We start from the raw sequence: 14,973 nt of genomic DNA on the forward strand, positions 1-14,973 counted from the left end.
AACTGTGCGATAATCGGACCGCGGTCCGATTAGTTGCCGAAACTGACGATCGTGTCCAGTACCAGCTTGCAGGGATGAGGAACCAGCATGACCACGAACTCCACGGCTGTGCCGAGTATCAAGACCACCAGCCCGCTCGACGGCGTCTCGAGCGATATCGGGCTGCTGATCCTGCGGGTCGTCTTCGGCGGCCTGCTCTCGGCGCACGGCGCACAGAAGCTGTTCGGATGGTTCTCCGGCTACGGGCTCGAGGCCACTCAGGCGAGTTTCGAGAAGATGGGCTACAACCCGGGCGAACTGTTCGGCACCCTGGCCGGTCTGACCGAGATCGTCGGCGGTCTGATGTTGGTTGCCGGTGTGCTCACCCCGCTGGCGGCGGCCATCGTGCTCGGCACCATGCTCAACGCGATCAACGCCACCTGGGGCCCCGGCCTGTTCGGGCAGGGCGGCTGGGAGATGGCGTTGCTCTTCGGCACCGTGGCCGCCACGCTGGGCTTTACCGGGCCGGGCAAGTTCTCGCTGGACGCCGGACGTCCGTGGGAGCGCAAGGGTTTCGTGTGGGGTGCGGGCGCGGTGGTGCTCGCCGTTGCCACCGGTGTTCTCACGCTGATCCTCAAATGGGTGCTCTGAGTGCAGCGCTGACAAGGCGGCGCGGTGATTTCGATCGCCGCGCCGCTTTTCGTTTGTCACACCTCGGGGTGCCGCGTCGTCTTCTAGGTGCGGCCCGAGTAGAGATTCAGGAGAGAGACAGATGACCATCGAGATCAGCAACCCCGCCGAACTGCACGACCCGACCGGATTCGGCTACAGCCACGTCGCGCGGGTGTCCGGCGAGCTGGTCCTCATTGCAGGCCAGTACGACTCCGACGCCGAAGGGCACACCACCACCGCGGACTTCGCGGGCCAGGTGGACCGGGCCTTCGCCAACCTCGGCATCGCCCTGCGCTCGGCGGGGCTGGACTACGCGGACGTGGCCCAGCTGCGCACCTTCATCGTCGAGCACGACCTGGACAAGCTCACGGTGCTGGGCAAGAAGATCGCCGAGATCTGGGGCGAGCGGCCGCCGACGCAGACGCTGCTCGGGGTCGCGGCGCTGGCGCTGCCCGGCATGCTCTTCGAGGTGGACGCGCTGGCGGTGCGGGGCTGAGTCGCGGGGCCGGGCGGGTGCCGTGCGTGTCCGCCCGGCCTGGGCTCTCGCTGCGGCCATGCCGCGAGCGTATCGACGGAGTATGTCCGGCTGCGCCCATAGGCTTCGACTGCGCTGCGGCCGACGGACTCCGTCCGGCTGAGCCCACTAGGATCGAATGTTCGTGAGCGTGGGTATCGAGCTGGTGGCCGTCGCGGCAGGCCGGGTGACGTTGTCGGACCGGCGCACCGAGAAGAGCTGGTCGGTCGAGCTCGCGCCGTACCGGATCGGCTCGGTCGCCGTCACGCAAGCGCAGTACGCGTCGGTCACCGGTCTGCGGCCGAGCTCTGTTGCGGGGGATCGGCTTCCGGTGGAAGGCGTTTCGTGGGCCGACGCGATCGGCTTCTGCAACGCGCTCTCGGAACGGGAGGGGCTCGCGCCCGTCTATCGCGTGGACGGGCCCGCCGTGGAATGGGATGTCTCCGCAGCGGGGTATCGGTTGCCCACTGAGGCCGAATGGGAATTCGCCTGCCGCGCCGGAACTTCCGGTCCTCGCTACGGCGACCTCGACGAGATCGCCTGGTATCGCGACAATTCCGGCGGGCACGTGCACGAGGTCGGCGGGAAATCGCCCAATGCCTGGGGGCTGTACGACATGCTCGGCAACACCTGGGATTGGTGCTGGGACGTCTACGACGCCGAGGTGTACGGGGAGTACCGGGTGTTGCGCGGGGGCGGGTGGTCCGATCAGCACTGGAGTTGCCGTGCGTCGGTGCGGCGGCGGAGTCACCCGACGTTTCGGATCGATGATGTGGGGTTCCGGGTCGCCCGGTCCAGGTAGTCGCGTCCGTGCCGGGTGCACTAGCATCGGCTCGCTTGCCGGTCGACGGACGAAGGAGGGGGCGGCATGCTGCACGAGGGGGAGGTCTTCGCGGGCTACGTCATCGAACGGCAGCTCGGTCGCGGCGGGATGGGCTCGGTGTATCTCGCCAAGCATCCTCGGCTGCCGCGGCGTACCGCGCTGAAGCTGCTGAACCGGGAGATGTTCGCCGACAACGAGATTCGGGCCAGATTCGAGCGCGAAGCCGATCTCGTCGCGCAATTGGACCACCCGAACATCGTCACCGTCTACGACCGTGGGGTCGAGGATTCGCAGCTGTGGATCTCGATGCAATATGTCGACGGTTCCGATGCCGCCGAGGTCGAACCGAACTCGCTCGCGCCCGACCGCGCCGTCCGGATCGTCGCCGAAACCGCCAAGGCGCTGGACTATGCGCACGGCATGGGCATCCTGCACCGCGACGTCAAACCCGCCAACATTCTGCTGGCTCGCGCGGGCATGGACCAGGAGCGGGTTTTACTCACCGACTTCGGCATCGCGCGTTTGCGTGACGACGCGGGCCACCTCACCCAGACCGGCACCTTCACCGCCACGCTCACCTACGCCTCCCCGGAACAGCTCACCGGCGCGCCGCTCGACGGCCGCACCGACCAGTACTCGCTGGCCTGCACGCTGTACTGGCTGCTGGCGGGCGTGGTGCCGTTCGAATCCGCCAATCCGGCGGTCGTCATCCAAGGCCACCTACAACAGCCGCCGCCCCCGCTGAGCAGCATTCGCCACGGGCTGCCTCCTGCGCTGGACGGTGTCCTGGCGAAGGCGTTGTCGAAGCGCGCCGACGAAAGATTCGGCAATTGTCTGGAATTCGCCGAAGCGGCGCGGCAGGCGCTGGCCGGAGTGTGGACCGGAGGTGCGGCGATGACACCGCCCCGGCCGTACTTCGCGGCCGCGCCCGTGCCGCACGGGCGGGTTGCGTCAACACCCGTTCTGCCACAGAGCATTCCAGCGCCGATGGGGTACGGACATGCCCCTCCGGCGCCGATGGCACACCGGCCGGTCGGAGCTTCGCACGGCGGCATGATGCCCATGGGCGCACCGCGGCAACGGCGCTCGCCACTCGTGCTTCTCGCCGTCCTATGCGCCGTCGCGGTTCTCGCCATCGGCGGTGTCGTCGTCGCGGTGGTGCTCACCAGCTCGAAGAGCTCCGCCGACGTCGACCTCATCCACCAGGAATTTCCCGGCATGGTGCCCGCCGAGCGCTTCGGCGCCGGCTTCCGCAACGCACGGTGCGACAAACGAACCACCCAGATCGTGGAAACCTCCAACCTGCAACAGCGCCCGAACTTCGGCAATTGGGCCGAAGTCTGGCTCTGCTACAGCGGCGACGGCGTCGGCCCCAAGAGCCTCAACCCGCCCTACTACGAGTTCTACCGGTACCCCTCCGCCGCCGACGCTCGCGCGGTTGTCGCGAGTCTCCCCGCCAACAAGCGCTCCGAGGACGCACACGGCTCGAAGACCTACACCAACTACACCCTCGACCGCCAGGACAGCGGCTTCACCTACACCCGCATCGTCACTGTCTTCACCGGCGACGCCGACCGCGAAACCCTTCTCATGTACACCCACAGCATGGAAGGTTCCCTCCACCTCGACCTGGACGGTGTGCGGAAATGGTGGCGGGAAGCGCCGCTCTCGGCGCCGTAACCAGGCACCCTCGGGATGTGGTTCATACCTCCTGGCCGCCCGGGATCACCTTCCGAGATACACCACGACACCCGCGACGATCATTGCCGCGAACAACGCCACGATCACCCAGCTGAAACGCATCCAGTTGAGCGCGGGCCAGCGTTTCGGCTCCGCGCCGATCACACCCTGGTAGTACTGGAGACCAGGCGACCGGTAGTAAACCGGCGTCTGCGCGCCGGGATGCACCGGCACCTCGACCACCGCCTGCCCCATGTCCTCCCACCACACCCGGTTGATGGTCCACCGCACCCATGCCGCTGGCCGCCGAGTACGGACCTCCACCGTATAGCGACCGGGCTGGGCGGGGATGTGCGTCTCACCCCAGCTGGTATCCGGTATTTCGTTGCCGTTCACCAGGATTCGAGGACCGGTCGAGCCGTAGGCGAAAGCCAGCGGCCACGGCCGATAGTACTGGGCATCGACCCGGATGCCCGTCGGGCCCGGCTCCGGACGATAGGCCGCGAGCGGGTCCGGCGGTGCGGTAGGCAACATCCTCCACCTGTTCCGCGGACCACCCGGTAGACCGTCTGCCGCGCGATCCAGCCGCGCCTCATCCGAATGCTGTTTACGCACAGCGATCTTCCTCTCATGCACCGACCAGCGGTTCGACTCCGGCTAGGCAGGTTGCGGTTGCGGCTGTCCCTTCGCCGAGTCTTCCGCGATCCCGGTGATGACGGCCGTGAGGGCGTCTTTGAAGGGACCCATATCCTTCAGTGCCGCAAGCATTTTAACGATCAGCATGGAAACCTTCACCGAGTCGCGGGCGATCCGCTGATCATTCGACGCCGTTCCCACGGCCGAATTCTGGACGTGGAGTACGCTTTCGGCGGATCACTAGGGGGTGACTGCAGTGGCGGGGTGGACTGTCAACTCGACGGTGGGGCAGATAGGCGCCCGAGGTAGTCCGGCTCCGCGTCCAAATCCGTGGCTGGTCCGCTCTACTGCCATTGAGCTGTCGCTGCCCCACTAGTCCGAGAAGTCCACCCTGGCACCGAAATCCGGTTTGCGGACTCACGTCTCTCCCTGCTGGCGCCGATTCGAGGTGTCGCAGCGATCGGCCGCTCAGCCGCAGCGTCCGACTCGCCAGCGTTCCGGCCGCAATGTACGGGCCTTCGCCGGAACAGGCCGGTTCTCGCCCGACCTCACAGGAAGTCAGAGAATGTCCTACGAATTCAAGGTCACCCCGGATGGCATCGACAAGGCGGCGGACCAGGAACGTAACCAACGGGGCCGGCTCCAGTGAGACGACTGAGAATGATCGGTGACCGCTTGATCGGTGACCAGTACCGCCCCAATAGTGGTGACTTCGAAGCGGACCCGCTACCGCCTGCTCCGATGGTGTACCAGCGGCCGTGGACACACGAGAACGATGTGACGATCCGGCTGCGCCGGTGCCGGGACCCGTTGCCGAATACCCGTGCCCTCTGGATGAAGAAGGACCCTCCGCTACGCGTCGAACCACTCGAACTGGAAGTCGCGCAACCGCTGCCCGACGTGTGTCCCGGGCATGGCCGTCCGGCGGTGTCGCGAAGCCACGTGCGAGCCTGTTTCTACGACACCGACCTGCATCCCCGGTTTCATCGCACAGCGGCCGAACGAGGTATCGGCAAGGCCTTGCGGACGGGAAGCAGCGAAATCGCGCCTGTTTCGACGATTCTCGTCGGCGAGTGGCCCGTCTGTGACCGATGCGTCCGCACCGCCCGGCGATACCGCTGGCTCGCCCGCTCACTGCTGTTGCTGATGGCCGCCAATCTCGTCGCTGTGGTGGTGGTCAGCGTGGCGAACATCGATCCTCTGCTCATCCCGCTGGTCCTCGCACTGTTCCCGGGTTCGCTTCTGGGTCTGGTGTTGTTCTTTCACCTGGCCAACAAGAGTGCCCAGCGGGTGACCTACCGCCCCATCTATGACGAGAGGTTCGCCTTCGTCCAAGCTCACGCCCGATTCCGGGCGGCGATCGAACAAGACCCGCGCTATCGTCCTCCGCTCGACAAAGAGCCCGACACACCATGATCAGCGGCAGTGGTGGCGGGGAAGCGCCGCTCTCGTGAGCTGTTGGTCGCTTGGTTGCGGTCGGATAAGCTGAGCGGCAACCGAGGGGGATCCGGCGCGTCGAACTGCTGGCTGGGTGCTCCGCATCGAGCATCAGGAGAATCATGCGAGCGAGCGCTGTGAGTTCGAGGGGTTTGGTGGCGTTGTTCGCCGGGGTTGCGTTGGTGGGGGCTGTGGTTGGGTGCTCGTCGGTGGTGGATGGGAATGCGCGTACCGAGGGGGCGGGGAGTCCGACCAATGGTGAGCGGTCGGTGAAGTTCAATCCGTGCACCGAGTTGTCGGCCGATGCGTTGCGGGCTATCAAGGTTGATCCGGGTTCCAAGGACACTGTCACAGACCCTCCGACGGGTCCCGCTGCATGGCGGATCTGCCAGTGGAGATCGACCGAGGGGCCTTATCAGGTTTCGGTAGCATCGTCAACCCGCCCGCAAGAGGATGTTCGTAGAAATGAAACGGTCACCGACTTCCAGCCGGTCACGATCGGCGCTCGGTCGGGCCTTACGTATCGAGACAAGACGGACCCCGACCAGCTGATCTGTTACGTCAGCATGCCATCCCAGGACGGCATGTTCAACGTTGTTGTCGCGTGGCACTACAGCGAGCGAAAGTCGATATCTCAGGCACCCCCATGCGATCTCGCTATACGTCATGCGAAGGCGATCGAGCCCTTTCTGCCGAACTGAATTTGGTGGAAGTGTTCAGTAGAGAGGACCAATCAGGTGAGTGACGAACCTGGGGCTCAGATGCAACTGCAGTCGGCGCAGTGGAAGACTTTGAAGCAACAGGCTGAATCCGGTGAGTTGCGGATGGATGCCGAGATCGGTCGAGAACTGGCCGGCCACGCTGAGAAGATGATCAAGGCGCTCGATGTGCTCGTAGTCCAGGCGCGATTGCTCTCCTACTTGGGTGGATTCGGCACTTTGAGTTCGGCAAAGGCATTGCAAGACAAGTTTTCTACCAAGGCGCTGGGCGGTGATGACGCAGCGGTCACGCGGCTCGGGCAAAGCATCGAAGTACTGACGCTGATGAAAGAGACCTACGAGCTGGCGGCAAAGACACTGTCCGAGACCGACCAAGCGAATGCGCAGCAGCTCTCGCAGCAGGGCCAGGAGTGGTGAGTGATGGTTGCTTTCGAAGACTGGAAGTACGCCTTCGGCGTGACCGGCATCGTCGGCGATTCGATCCTGGATGCGGGCAGAAACGAACGTGACGACAAGAATCGCGAAAAGCAAGAAGACACCAAGTGGGGTCAGGATCGGCAGATCGTCAACAGTGAATGGGCGGGATTGCTGGCCGAGTACAACAACTCGCGGTTCGCGGACACGGTCATCAAGGTCGATGACCCTTTCGACACCATGTCACACGAGGACATCTACAACGCACTCGAGGGTGTCAACCACAGTGAGATAAACAGCAAGGCGAACGGTTGGCGTGACTTGAGCCGCGACTCTCGCGCTGCGGTCGACGAGTTCAAGACCGCAGTCGAGAAGTCCATCGAGGAGAAGTGGAACGGCAAATCGGGAACCAAGGCCGTCGAGGCCACCCGCCAGTTCGCCACGACATTCACTCAGCTCGCCGCATCTTTCCAAATGGTCGGCCACGGATTGGATCTCATCGAGGGCCACCTCGAACAGGCGAAGGCTTCGGTTGGCAAGCCGGACAACCTCACCGTCGGCGACAAGATCATCGACGCCATCCCGTTCCAGAATGTCGTGAAGGGCCCCTCGTATCGCGCCGAGGAAGCGGAGAACCAGGCGCGGTATGTCATGAAGACGTACTACATGCCCGGCGCGAAGGACGTGGACAAGAACACGCCCATCCTCCCCGAACCCTCCAGCACGACAGACAACAAGAAGGACGTGCCCGGTCCAGGCCCTGGTCCCGGCCCCGGTCCAGGGCCGGGCCCTGGTCCCGGCCCTGGTGATCCGGGGACCGACGAGCCGAAGCCCACGGATACGCCCGAGGACCCGACGACGGACGACCCGCAGAGCACGACTCCGCAGAGCACGACTCCGACCGATCCGACGTCGACCACACCGGCCTCGACCACGCCTGCCGCGACGGTTCCCGATACCAAGCTGCCGAATACGGGTCTGCCAACGCCCTCGTCGCCGGGCCCGGGGCCCGGCTCTCCTGGCGTGCCTACGATCCCGTCGCCGGGGCGGTCGGTGCCGGGCGGGAATGTCCCAGGGCAGTCGGGGCCGACGGGTGGGTTGGCCAACAGTCGCCCGACGGGCACCGGAAGGGCAGGCATGCCCGGCATGGGTGCGCCTGCCGCTCGGGGAAAGGGCGACGACGACGATGAGCACAAGACGCCCGACTATTTGATCTATGACCATGGTGACGAATTGCTCGGCACGCAGCCGCCCGCGCTGCCGCCGGGTGGGGTGATCGGTGCATGAACGAACAGCGTTGGCGTTTGAGCGGTTTGATGTTCGAGCTGGCGGTCGAGGCTTTCGGCCGGGACCGGTTGCCTTATCCGCTGCGTGTTCTCGTGGACGACCCGAGCATCGAAGGTGCGGAGGATTACCAGCGGCTCCGCATGCAGACGGCGCGCGAGATCTCGGGCTTTGCGGGACGTGAATTGTTCGACGCGTTGAATGTGTTGCTGGAGCCGCAGATTCGGGTCGAGGTACACGGTTTCTACGGGCGTGACTTCGAGCAGGTGATCCGGGTGCACGCCGGGATCGTCGGCGACACCGCGACCGTGGCGGTGCAACAGCCAGGGCCGAGCCAGAACTATGGGCGAGACATCACAGTGACGGTGTGCCCATCGCGGGGCGTAGCCGCGCATGTCGTTACGGCGCTACCGAAATGTGCCGCGGGACAGTTGCGTCCGGTCACGGCGCGGCGGTCGGAGGTGAATCGCTCATCGCACGGGCAGCGTCCGGCTTCCTACACCGAGGAAGCTCGCCGGATCGTGCACCGGCCGCGTTCGGGGCTCGGCGAGATCAACGTCTTCCGCGGTGGCGCCATTGATGCGAGGCCGACCACGGACGGCCGTGGTTTCCACTGGATGGACTACTTGCCCGCCGACGGTCGATATCTGTTGCACAGCCACGACAACGACGAATTCACGCTGAGTCCCGGTACGGCCGAGGAGATCCAGCGGCAGCTCCAGCATTTGATTCAAGCGCATCGCCCGGTTTCCCGGAGCTGGTGAGCGACCGAGCCTGCGCCGATCTCAGGGGTGGGTCCGAACTCGCGCCTGGTTCGGTTGCAGGACCAGCATCGTGGTCGCCCCGCGGTGGAATTCGTAACGCGTGGGGCGGAGTGCGGTGGGAATGCCCTTGTCGTGGAGTTTCTTTCGGAGGTGGGCGACGAGGTCGTCCTGGGGATGGCCGGTGTGGTCGACGAGAGGGTAGAGGCGGGTTTCGCCGGTGGTGACGCGGGAGAGTTCGAGGAGGGCGGCGAGGTGGAAGTCGGCGTCCAGGCGGTCGGTGTAGCTGAACAGCAGGTGTGAGCTGAGCGCGAGGTCGAAGCTGTTGTCGGGGAAGGGGAGTGCGGGGAGCTGGGCGGCGACGTAGCGGTCGGGGTTGGCGAGCAGGTCGTCGCCGAAGCGGGTGGCGGCGGCGAGCCGGATGCTCTGGTGGCGGTCCGGGCTGCCGTAGAAGTCCCAGCGGTAGCGGTCTCGATGGGCTCCGGCATAGGCGCTTGCGCGTTCGGTCTCGGTGCGGGCGAGTTCGCGTAGTTCGGCGGCAGGCTTGGCGTGGACCGGGTCGGTGGCGGTGACCTGGGCGCCGAGTTCGGCGGCTTCGGCGGCGAAACTCGCTGCGCCGCCGGGGCAGTCGAGTATGCGGCCGCGCAGGTCGGTGGGGGTGAGCTCGAAGATGGCGCGATATTCGGCCAAAGATCTTGCGCTGACCAGGAATTCACCGAGAGCGTCGGTTTCGGTGGGGTGCTTCATCGGGAAACCGTCTCATGCGCCGGCTGGACAGCGACACCGAATTTTGCGCCGAGGAAGGGCTTTTGCGATATCCCCGCGCCGCGTGCAGGGGCGTGGCGCGGGGATCGCCGATACATCCGGTGTGGGAATTGGGGTCCACCGAAGTACCAAGGCCCAATTTACTTCCGCACGGAACCAATTGCGGCCAATGTGGGCGGTATCACAGGCTGTGAACAAGGTGCACAATCACAGGTCGGCGACCGTGATTCGCGATCAGCCCGCGTTCGCGGTCAACCGTTTCAGCGCCTTCACGACCACCTCTGGGTCGGCGGTCTCCCAGTACGGCGGGAGGGTGGCGCGCAGGTAGCCGCCGTAGCGGGCGGTGGCCAGCCGGGAGTCGAGGATGGCGACGACGCCGCGGTCGTCGACGCTGCGCAGCAGCCTGCCGGTGCCCTGGGCGAGCAGCAGCGCCGCGTGATTGGCCGCGACGGTGAGAAAGCCGTTGCCGCCGCGGGATTCGACCGCCCGCTGCCGCGCCGCGAGCAGCGGGTCGTCCGGGCGGGGGAACGGAATGCGGTCCAGGATCACCAGACTCAGCGACGGGCCCGGCACGTCGACGCCCTGCCACAGCGACAGGGTGCCGAACAACGACGTCTCCGGGTCGTCGGCGAACTTGCGCACCAGCGCGCCCGTCGAGTCCTCGCCCTGGCACAGCACCGGGGTGTTCAAGCGGTCGCGCAGCGCGTCGGTGGCGGCGCGGGCGGCGCGCATCGACGAGAACAAGCCGAGGGTTCGCCCGCCCGCCGCATCGATCAGGCGCTCGATCTCGTCGAGGTAGGCGGGCGGCAGGCCGTCGCGGCCCGGCGGCGGCAGATGCTTGGCGACGTAGAGGATGCCCGACTTGGCGTGGTCGAAGGGCGAGCCGACGTCGAGGGAACTCCAGCGCACGGTCTCGGCGTCCGAAGGCGCCTGCGCGCCGTTGGCCGTTGCGGTGTCGGGGCGGTTCGCGGACTGGGCGGGCAGGCCCCAGGTGACCGCGAGCCCGTCGAAGGATCCGCCGATCTGCAGCGTGGCCGAGGTGAGTACCACGGTGGCGGTGCCGAACAGCCGCGAGCGCAGCAGTCCGCCCACCGAGAGCGGCGCCATGCGCAGCGTCTTGCGCGGCACGCCGCCGCGCGCGTCCTCGGCCGCCAGCCAGATGACGTCGCGCCGGGATGCCGGGTCGGGCTCGTCGAACGCGCTGAGCGCGCGGACGGCGCTGTCGTGCACCTCGTCGATCGCGGCAAGCGCCATGGTTCGGGCGGCCACGGTGTCCGGATCACCCTGCGGGGTGCCGCTGCCGGGCGGCGCGAGTTCGGTGCGGGCGTTCCACGCGGCATCGCGCACCAGGGCCAGCGCCTGGGCGACGCCGTCGGGCATGACGTCCCAGCGGGCGGCAGGCAGCTCGTCGAGGATCTGATGCCAGGCTTCGGCCGCGCCCTCCAGCCGGTCCACCTCGCGCTCGTCGACGAGTTTGGCGCAGCGGCGGGCGGCGGCGCTGATCGCGGCCGGTGCCAGCTCGGCGGTCGCCACGCCGGTGACCCGGTCGACCAGTTCGTGCGCTTCGTCGATGACCACGACGTCGTGCTCGGGCAGCACCTGGATGCCGCTGATGGCATCGATGGCCAGCAGTGCGTGGTTGGTCACCACCACGTCGGCCTGGGCCGACTCGGCGCGGGCGCGTTCGGCGTAGCAGTCCTGGCCGAACGGGCAGCGCGATTTGCCGAGGCACTCCCGGGAGGACACGCTGACCTGACGCCAGGCGCGGTCGGTGACGCCGGGCGCGAGCTCGTCGCGGTCGCCGGTCTCGGTGTTGGAGGCCCAATCGTTGAGGCGCTGTACCTCGCGACCGAGGCGGGAGATGGCGAACGCGTCGAACAGCTCGGCCTCGGCGGGCTCGTCGGGAATGGCGCTGTTGATCTTGTTGAGGCACAGATAGTTGTTGCGGCCCTTGAGGATCGCGAAGCGGGCGGGCCTGCCGAGCGGCTTGGCCAGCGCGTCGGCCAGGCGGGGCAGGTCGCGATCGACCAGCTGACGCTGCAACGCGATCGTCGCGGTCGAGACCACCACCGTCCGCCCGGTGCGCACCGCGTGCCGCAAACTCGGCACCAGGTAGGCCAGCGACTTGCCGGTGCCTGTCCCGGCCTGCACGGCCAGATGCTCCTTGGTGTCGATCGCGTGGTCGACGGCCGTCGCCATCGTCACCTGCCCCGTGCGCTCCTTGCCGCCCAGCGCGTGCACGGCGGAGGCCAAAAGGTCGGAGACTGGGGGCAGTTCGGGCACGCGTGCAGCCTACTGCGCGGCACCGACACCGTTCACCGGTCGGGCCGGACGAAGTCGTCGAGGTTGGCGCGCGCATACTCCAGCACGCGTTGCTGGAAATCAGCGGGCTCGTTGGCGTCGTAGAGTGCGTCCGCCCGGTTCTTTCTCGTGTTGTCCCGCGGCTGCCTGATCTGGTCGGGGTTGTCGAGCACGGCGTACTCGTCGTCCCAGAGCCGATCCAAGTCGGCGTCGTCGTGCGTTTCCGCCAGCGCTTCGTATCCGGCGACGACCACCGCGGCCGCGAGCCGGGGCATCCCCGCGGCCCGCAGTGCACCGGGTACCCAGGGGAGGTCGTCGACCCGCCGCGCGAGGAAGCGGCCGAAGCCGCCTGCGTCGACGTGGTCGTTCAGCGAGGCGAGCACCATGAGGTTGGCGAAGGCGGGCGGCAGCGCGGTGCGACGCCGGACCGGGTCGTCGCGCAGGTCCTCGGTCGCCGGGTTGGACCAGAAGGCGATGTCCGCCGCGCGGTCGATGTCCTCGGCGTCGGCCAGTGCCCGGGCGACGGCGGCGCGGGCGCTCGCCTGAAATCGGTAGTCCACGGGGGTGGACCTTAACGGGCGGGGCCGTCCACGGCCGCGCCGCAGGGCGCTTGGCCGACCCGGCAGGATGTCCGTCCACAGCGTCGGCGGAGCGAAGGCGAAGCAGGGGCTCGGGGCTTGCGCGGTGGAGCAGGTCCACGCCCCTCGCGGCACGCCTATCGGCTGGGCAGCTCGCCCGCGAGTTCGACGCCCGCGGCGCGGAGCTCGCCGAGCGCCTTCTCCGTGGTCGCCGGGGCCACGCCCGCGGTCAGGCCGAGCAGGACCCGCGTCTCGAATCCGGCGGCCCTGGCATCCAGCGCGGTGGCCCGCACGCAGTGATCGGTGGCGATGCCGACGATGTCGACGGTGTCGATGTCGTGTGCGCGCAGCCACTCGGCGAGGCGGGCGCCGTCGGCGGCCGCGCCCTCGAAACCCGAATAGGCGGCGGTGTATTCGCCCTTCGAGAAGACCTCGTGGATCGGCGCGGTGTCCAGGTTCGGATGGAAGTCGGCGCCGGGGGTGCCGACGCGGCAGTGCGGCGGCCAGCTGTCCAGGTAGTCCGGTTCGTCGGAGAAGTGCGGGCCGGGATCGATGTGGTAGTCGCGGGTCGCCACGACGGCGGCGTAGTCACTGGCGGTCACGTGATCGCTGATGCGGCGTGCGACGGAGGCGCCCCCGCCGACCGCGAGCGAACCGCCTTCGCAGAAATCGTTCTGCACGTCGACGATGATCAACGCCCGATTCATTCCCTGACACCTTTCGGGAGATGTAAACGAAGACTACCCCCGCCGGTGATTACTCCATGCCGCCCTGCTGTCCGGGCGGATCGGTTCGACATGGAGGTGGATATGAGTCCTGCGGCCAAGTTGGCAACCGGGGTGTCTCTCGGTACGGCGGTGGGCTACACCGGGTTCTCGCTGGCGCTGGGCGCGTCCGACGGTGAGTGGCCGGTGGGCGCCGAGTGGTTCTCGGTGGTGATCAGCGGGGTGGCGGTCGGGGTGATCGCACTACTTGTCGTGCTGGCGCTCGTCGCCTTCACGGGTATCGGGCGGCGCTCCGGCGGCGGACTGTCCGGAGAATGAACCCGGTCAGCTCATGAATGTCGTCGGGATCGCGGGCTCGCCGTCGGAGAGCTTGAGGCCCTCCCACGGCAGACTGACCAACCCGCTCGACACCAGCGCGCGGCTCTCGGCCAATGTCGCGAGCCCGTCCACCGGCTTGCCCTCGCGCACCAGCGGGACCAGCAGCTGACGGGCCTCGAAGCCGTCGGTCGCGGGCTCGGGGCCGCTCGCCCGGTAGACGATCTCCTCGACGACGGTGCCCGTGCCGCGCGCCAGCCGCACCGCCTTCTTGGTGCCGCCGCGCGATTCCTTGTGGCTGCTGCGCTTGGCGACCGGCAGTCCGTCCACCTCCACCAGCTTGTAGACCATGCCCGCCGTCGGCGCGCCCGATCCGGTGACCACGGCGGTGCCGACGCCGTACACGTCGACGGGTTCGGCGCGCAGCGCGGCGATCGCGTACTCGTCCAGGTCGCCCGAGACCACGATGCGGGTCTTCGTCGCGCCGAGTCCGTCGAGCTGGTCGCGCACCTGCCTGGCCAGCACGCCGAGATCGCCGGAATCGATGCGCACCCCGCCGAGTTCCGTGCCCGCGACCTCGATCGCGGTGGCCACGCCGCGGGTGATGTCGAAGGTGTCGACCAGCAGGGTGGTGCCGACGCCGAGCGTCTCGACCTGGCCGCGGAAGGCCGCGCCCTCGTGCGCGCCGTCGGCGGCGCTGTGCAGCAGCGTGAAGGCGTGCGCGCTGGTGCCCGCGCCGGGCACGCCGTAACGGCGCACCGCCTCGAGGTTCGAGGTGGCGTCGAAGCCCGCGAGGTAGGCGGCCCTGGATGCCGAAGGCGCGGCCAGTTCGTGGGCGCGCCGCGAGCCCATCTCGATCATCCGGCGGCCCGCCGCGGCGCTCACCATGCGGGCCGCGGCCGAGGCGATCGCGCTGTCGTGATTGAGGATCGACAGGCTCAGCGTCTCCAGCAGGACGCACTCGGCGAAGCTGCCGCGCACCGACAGGATCGGGGAGCCGGGGAAGTACAGCTCTCCCTCGGCATAGCCGTCGATATCGCCGGTGAAGCGGTATTCACGCAGCCAGTCCAGGGTGCGGTCGTCCAGGAATGCGGCGGCGATCGCCAGTTCCGATGCACCGAAACGGAAAGTGGTCAGCGCGTCGATCAGCCGCCCTGTTCCAGCGACTACACCGTACCGGCGGCCGTGCGGCAAGCGCCTGGCAAACACCTCGAAAGTGCATGTGCGGTGTGCGGAGCCGTCGGCGAGCGCGGCCGCCAGCATGGTCAGTTCGTACTGATCGGTCAGCAGCGCGGTGCTGGCGACGTCGTCGCGGTGGTCCACACCGGCCACTGTAACCAGCGGGACGCGCGCGACGGGCGGTGCGCGGG

At 67.5% G+C, this 14,973-nt stretch carries 17 protein-coding genes; 10 read left to right on the top strand and 7 right to left on the bottom strand.

What is annotated here, in order from left to right; translation table 11 throughout:
* The first annotated feature begins 87 nt into the window (after nucleotides 1-87).
* From NL1_RS19510 to NL1_RS19525, 4 genes are all read left to right on the top strand, one after another.
* Entirely contained in the window at nucleotides 88-630 is a 543-nt protein-coding gene (locus NL1_RS19510; RefSeq protein WP_067841358.1) for a DoxX family protein, read from the top strand.
* Between the two features lie 121 nt (nucleotides 631-751).
* Nucleotides 752-1,147, top strand: coding sequence for a RidA family protein (locus NL1_RS19515; RefSeq protein WP_067841360.1), 396 nt, complete (start codon nucleotides 752-754; stop codon nucleotides 1,145-1,147).
* 181 nt (nucleotides 1,148-1,328) lie between these two features.
* Nucleotides 1,329-1,967: a formylglycine-generating enzyme family protein gene (locus NL1_RS19520; protein WP_218024456.1), complete on the top strand. Its 639-nt coding sequence runs from the start codon at nucleotides 1,329-1,331 to the stop codon at nucleotides 1,965-1,967.
* A 66-nt stretch (nucleotides 1,968-2,033) separates the two neighbouring features.
* The gene (locus NL1_RS19525) at nucleotides 2,034-3,668 is read left to right on the top strand and encodes a serine/threonine-protein kinase (protein WP_067841363.1); all 1,635 of its coding nucleotides are present in this window, start codon (nucleotides 2,034-2,036) and stop codon (nucleotides 3,666-3,668) included.
* 45 nt (nucleotides 3,669-3,713) lie between these two features.
* Here the strand turns inward: NL1_RS19525 and NL1_RS19530 are convergent, their stop codons facing one another.
* Nucleotides 3,714-4,202: a hypothetical protein gene (locus NL1_RS19530; RefSeq protein ID WP_067841365.1), complete on the bottom strand. Its 489-nt coding sequence runs from the start codon at nucleotides 4,200-4,202 to the stop codon at nucleotides 3,714-3,716.
* A gap of 123 nt (nucleotides 4,203-4,325) precedes the next feature.
* Nucleotides 4,326-4,505 (bottom strand): hypothetical protein, encoded by a 180-nt coding sequence (locus NL1_RS19535; RefSeq protein ID WP_067841367.1) that lies wholly within the window; start codon nucleotides 4,503-4,505, stop codon nucleotides 4,326-4,328.
* A 945-nt stretch (nucleotides 4,506-5,450) separates the two neighbouring features.
* Here NL1_RS19535 and NL1_RS37735 point away from each other — a divergent pair.
* The 5 genes from NL1_RS37735 (at nucleotide 5,451) to NL1_RS19555 (ending at nucleotide 8,922) form a co-directional block, all read left to right on the top strand.
* A complete protein-coding gene (locus NL1_RS37735) occupies nucleotides 5,451-5,720 on the top strand; it encodes a hypothetical protein (protein WP_156094952.1) in 270 nt (89 codons plus the stop codon).
* A 143-nt stretch (nucleotides 5,721-5,863) separates the two neighbouring features.
* Complete coding sequence (locus NL1_RS36710; RefSeq protein ID WP_084510762.1) at nucleotides 5,864-6,442, top strand: DUF3558 domain-containing protein; 579 nt, start codon at nucleotides 5,864-5,866, stop codon at nucleotides 6,440-6,442.
* Between the two features lie 36 nt (nucleotides 6,443-6,478).
* On the top strand, nucleotides 6,479-6,877 hold the full coding sequence (locus NL1_RS19545) for a hypothetical protein (protein WP_067841371.1): 399 nt from the start codon (nucleotides 6,479-6,481) through the stop codon (nucleotides 6,875-6,877).
* A 3-nt stretch (nucleotides 6,878-6,880) separates the two neighbouring features.
* Nucleotides 6,881-8,161, top strand: coding sequence for a PPE domain-containing protein (locus NL1_RS19550; RefSeq protein ID WP_067841427.1), 1,281 nt, complete (start codon nucleotides 6,881-6,883; stop codon nucleotides 8,159-8,161).
* A complete protein-coding gene (locus tag NL1_RS19555; protein WP_067841373.1) occupies nucleotides 8,158-8,922 on the top strand; it encodes an ESX secretion-associated protein EspG in 765 nt (254 codons plus the stop codon). The genes NL1_RS19550 and NL1_RS19555 overlap by 4 nt, the downstream gene beginning before the upstream one ends.
* Before the next feature lie 21 nt (nucleotides 8,923-8,943).
* Here NL1_RS19555 and NL1_RS19560 read toward each other — a convergent pair whose 3' ends face one another.
* The 4 genes from NL1_RS19560 to NL1_RS19575 all read right to left on the bottom strand — a co-directional run bounded on the left by NL1_RS19560 (nucleotide 8,944) and on the right by NL1_RS19575 (nucleotide 13,270).
* Nucleotides 8,944-9,666: a methyltransferase domain-containing protein gene (locus NL1_RS19560; protein ID WP_067841374.1), complete on the bottom strand. Its 723-nt coding sequence runs from the start codon at nucleotides 9,664-9,666 to the stop codon at nucleotides 8,944-8,946.
* Between the two features lie 252 nt (nucleotides 9,667-9,918).
* Nucleotides 9,919-11,967, bottom strand: coding sequence for an ATP-dependent DNA helicase (locus NL1_RS19565; RefSeq protein ID WP_067841376.1), 2,049 nt, complete (start codon nucleotides 11,965-11,967; stop codon nucleotides 9,919-9,921).
* Between the two features lie 32 nt (nucleotides 11,968-11,999).
* A complete protein-coding gene (locus NL1_RS19570; RefSeq protein WP_067841377.1) occupies nucleotides 12,000-12,545 on the bottom strand; it encodes a DMP19 family protein in 546 nt (181 codons plus the stop codon).
* Between the two features lie 155 nt (nucleotides 12,546-12,700).
* Nucleotides 12,701-13,270: a nicotinamidase gene (locus NL1_RS19575; RefSeq protein WP_067841379.1), complete on the bottom strand. Its 570-nt coding sequence runs from the start codon at nucleotides 13,268-13,270 to the stop codon at nucleotides 12,701-12,703.
* Nucleotides 13,271-13,372: 102 nt separating this feature from the next.
* Here NL1_RS19575 and NL1_RS19580 point away from each other — a divergent pair, with 102 nt between their 5' ends.
* Nucleotides 13,373-13,606: a hypothetical protein gene (locus tag NL1_RS19580; RefSeq protein WP_156094953.1), complete on the top strand. Its 234-nt coding sequence runs from the start codon at nucleotides 13,373-13,375 to the stop codon at nucleotides 13,604-13,606.
* A gap of 6 nt (nucleotides 13,607-13,612) precedes the next feature.
* Here NL1_RS19580 and NL1_RS19585 read toward each other — a convergent pair whose 3' ends face one another.
* Nucleotides 13,613-14,926 (bottom strand): nicotinate phosphoribosyltransferase, encoded by a 1,314-nt coding sequence (locus NL1_RS19585; protein ID WP_067841429.1) that lies wholly within the window; start codon nucleotides 14,924-14,926, stop codon nucleotides 13,613-13,615.
* Between the last annotated feature and the right edge of the window lie 47 nt (nucleotides 14,927-14,973).

Origin of the sequence: Nocardia lijiangensis NBRC 108240, assembly GCF_001613045.1 — a bacterium.
Lineage (GTDB): Bacteria > Actinomycetota > Actinomycetes > Mycobacteriales > Mycobacteriaceae > Nocardia > Nocardia lijiangensis.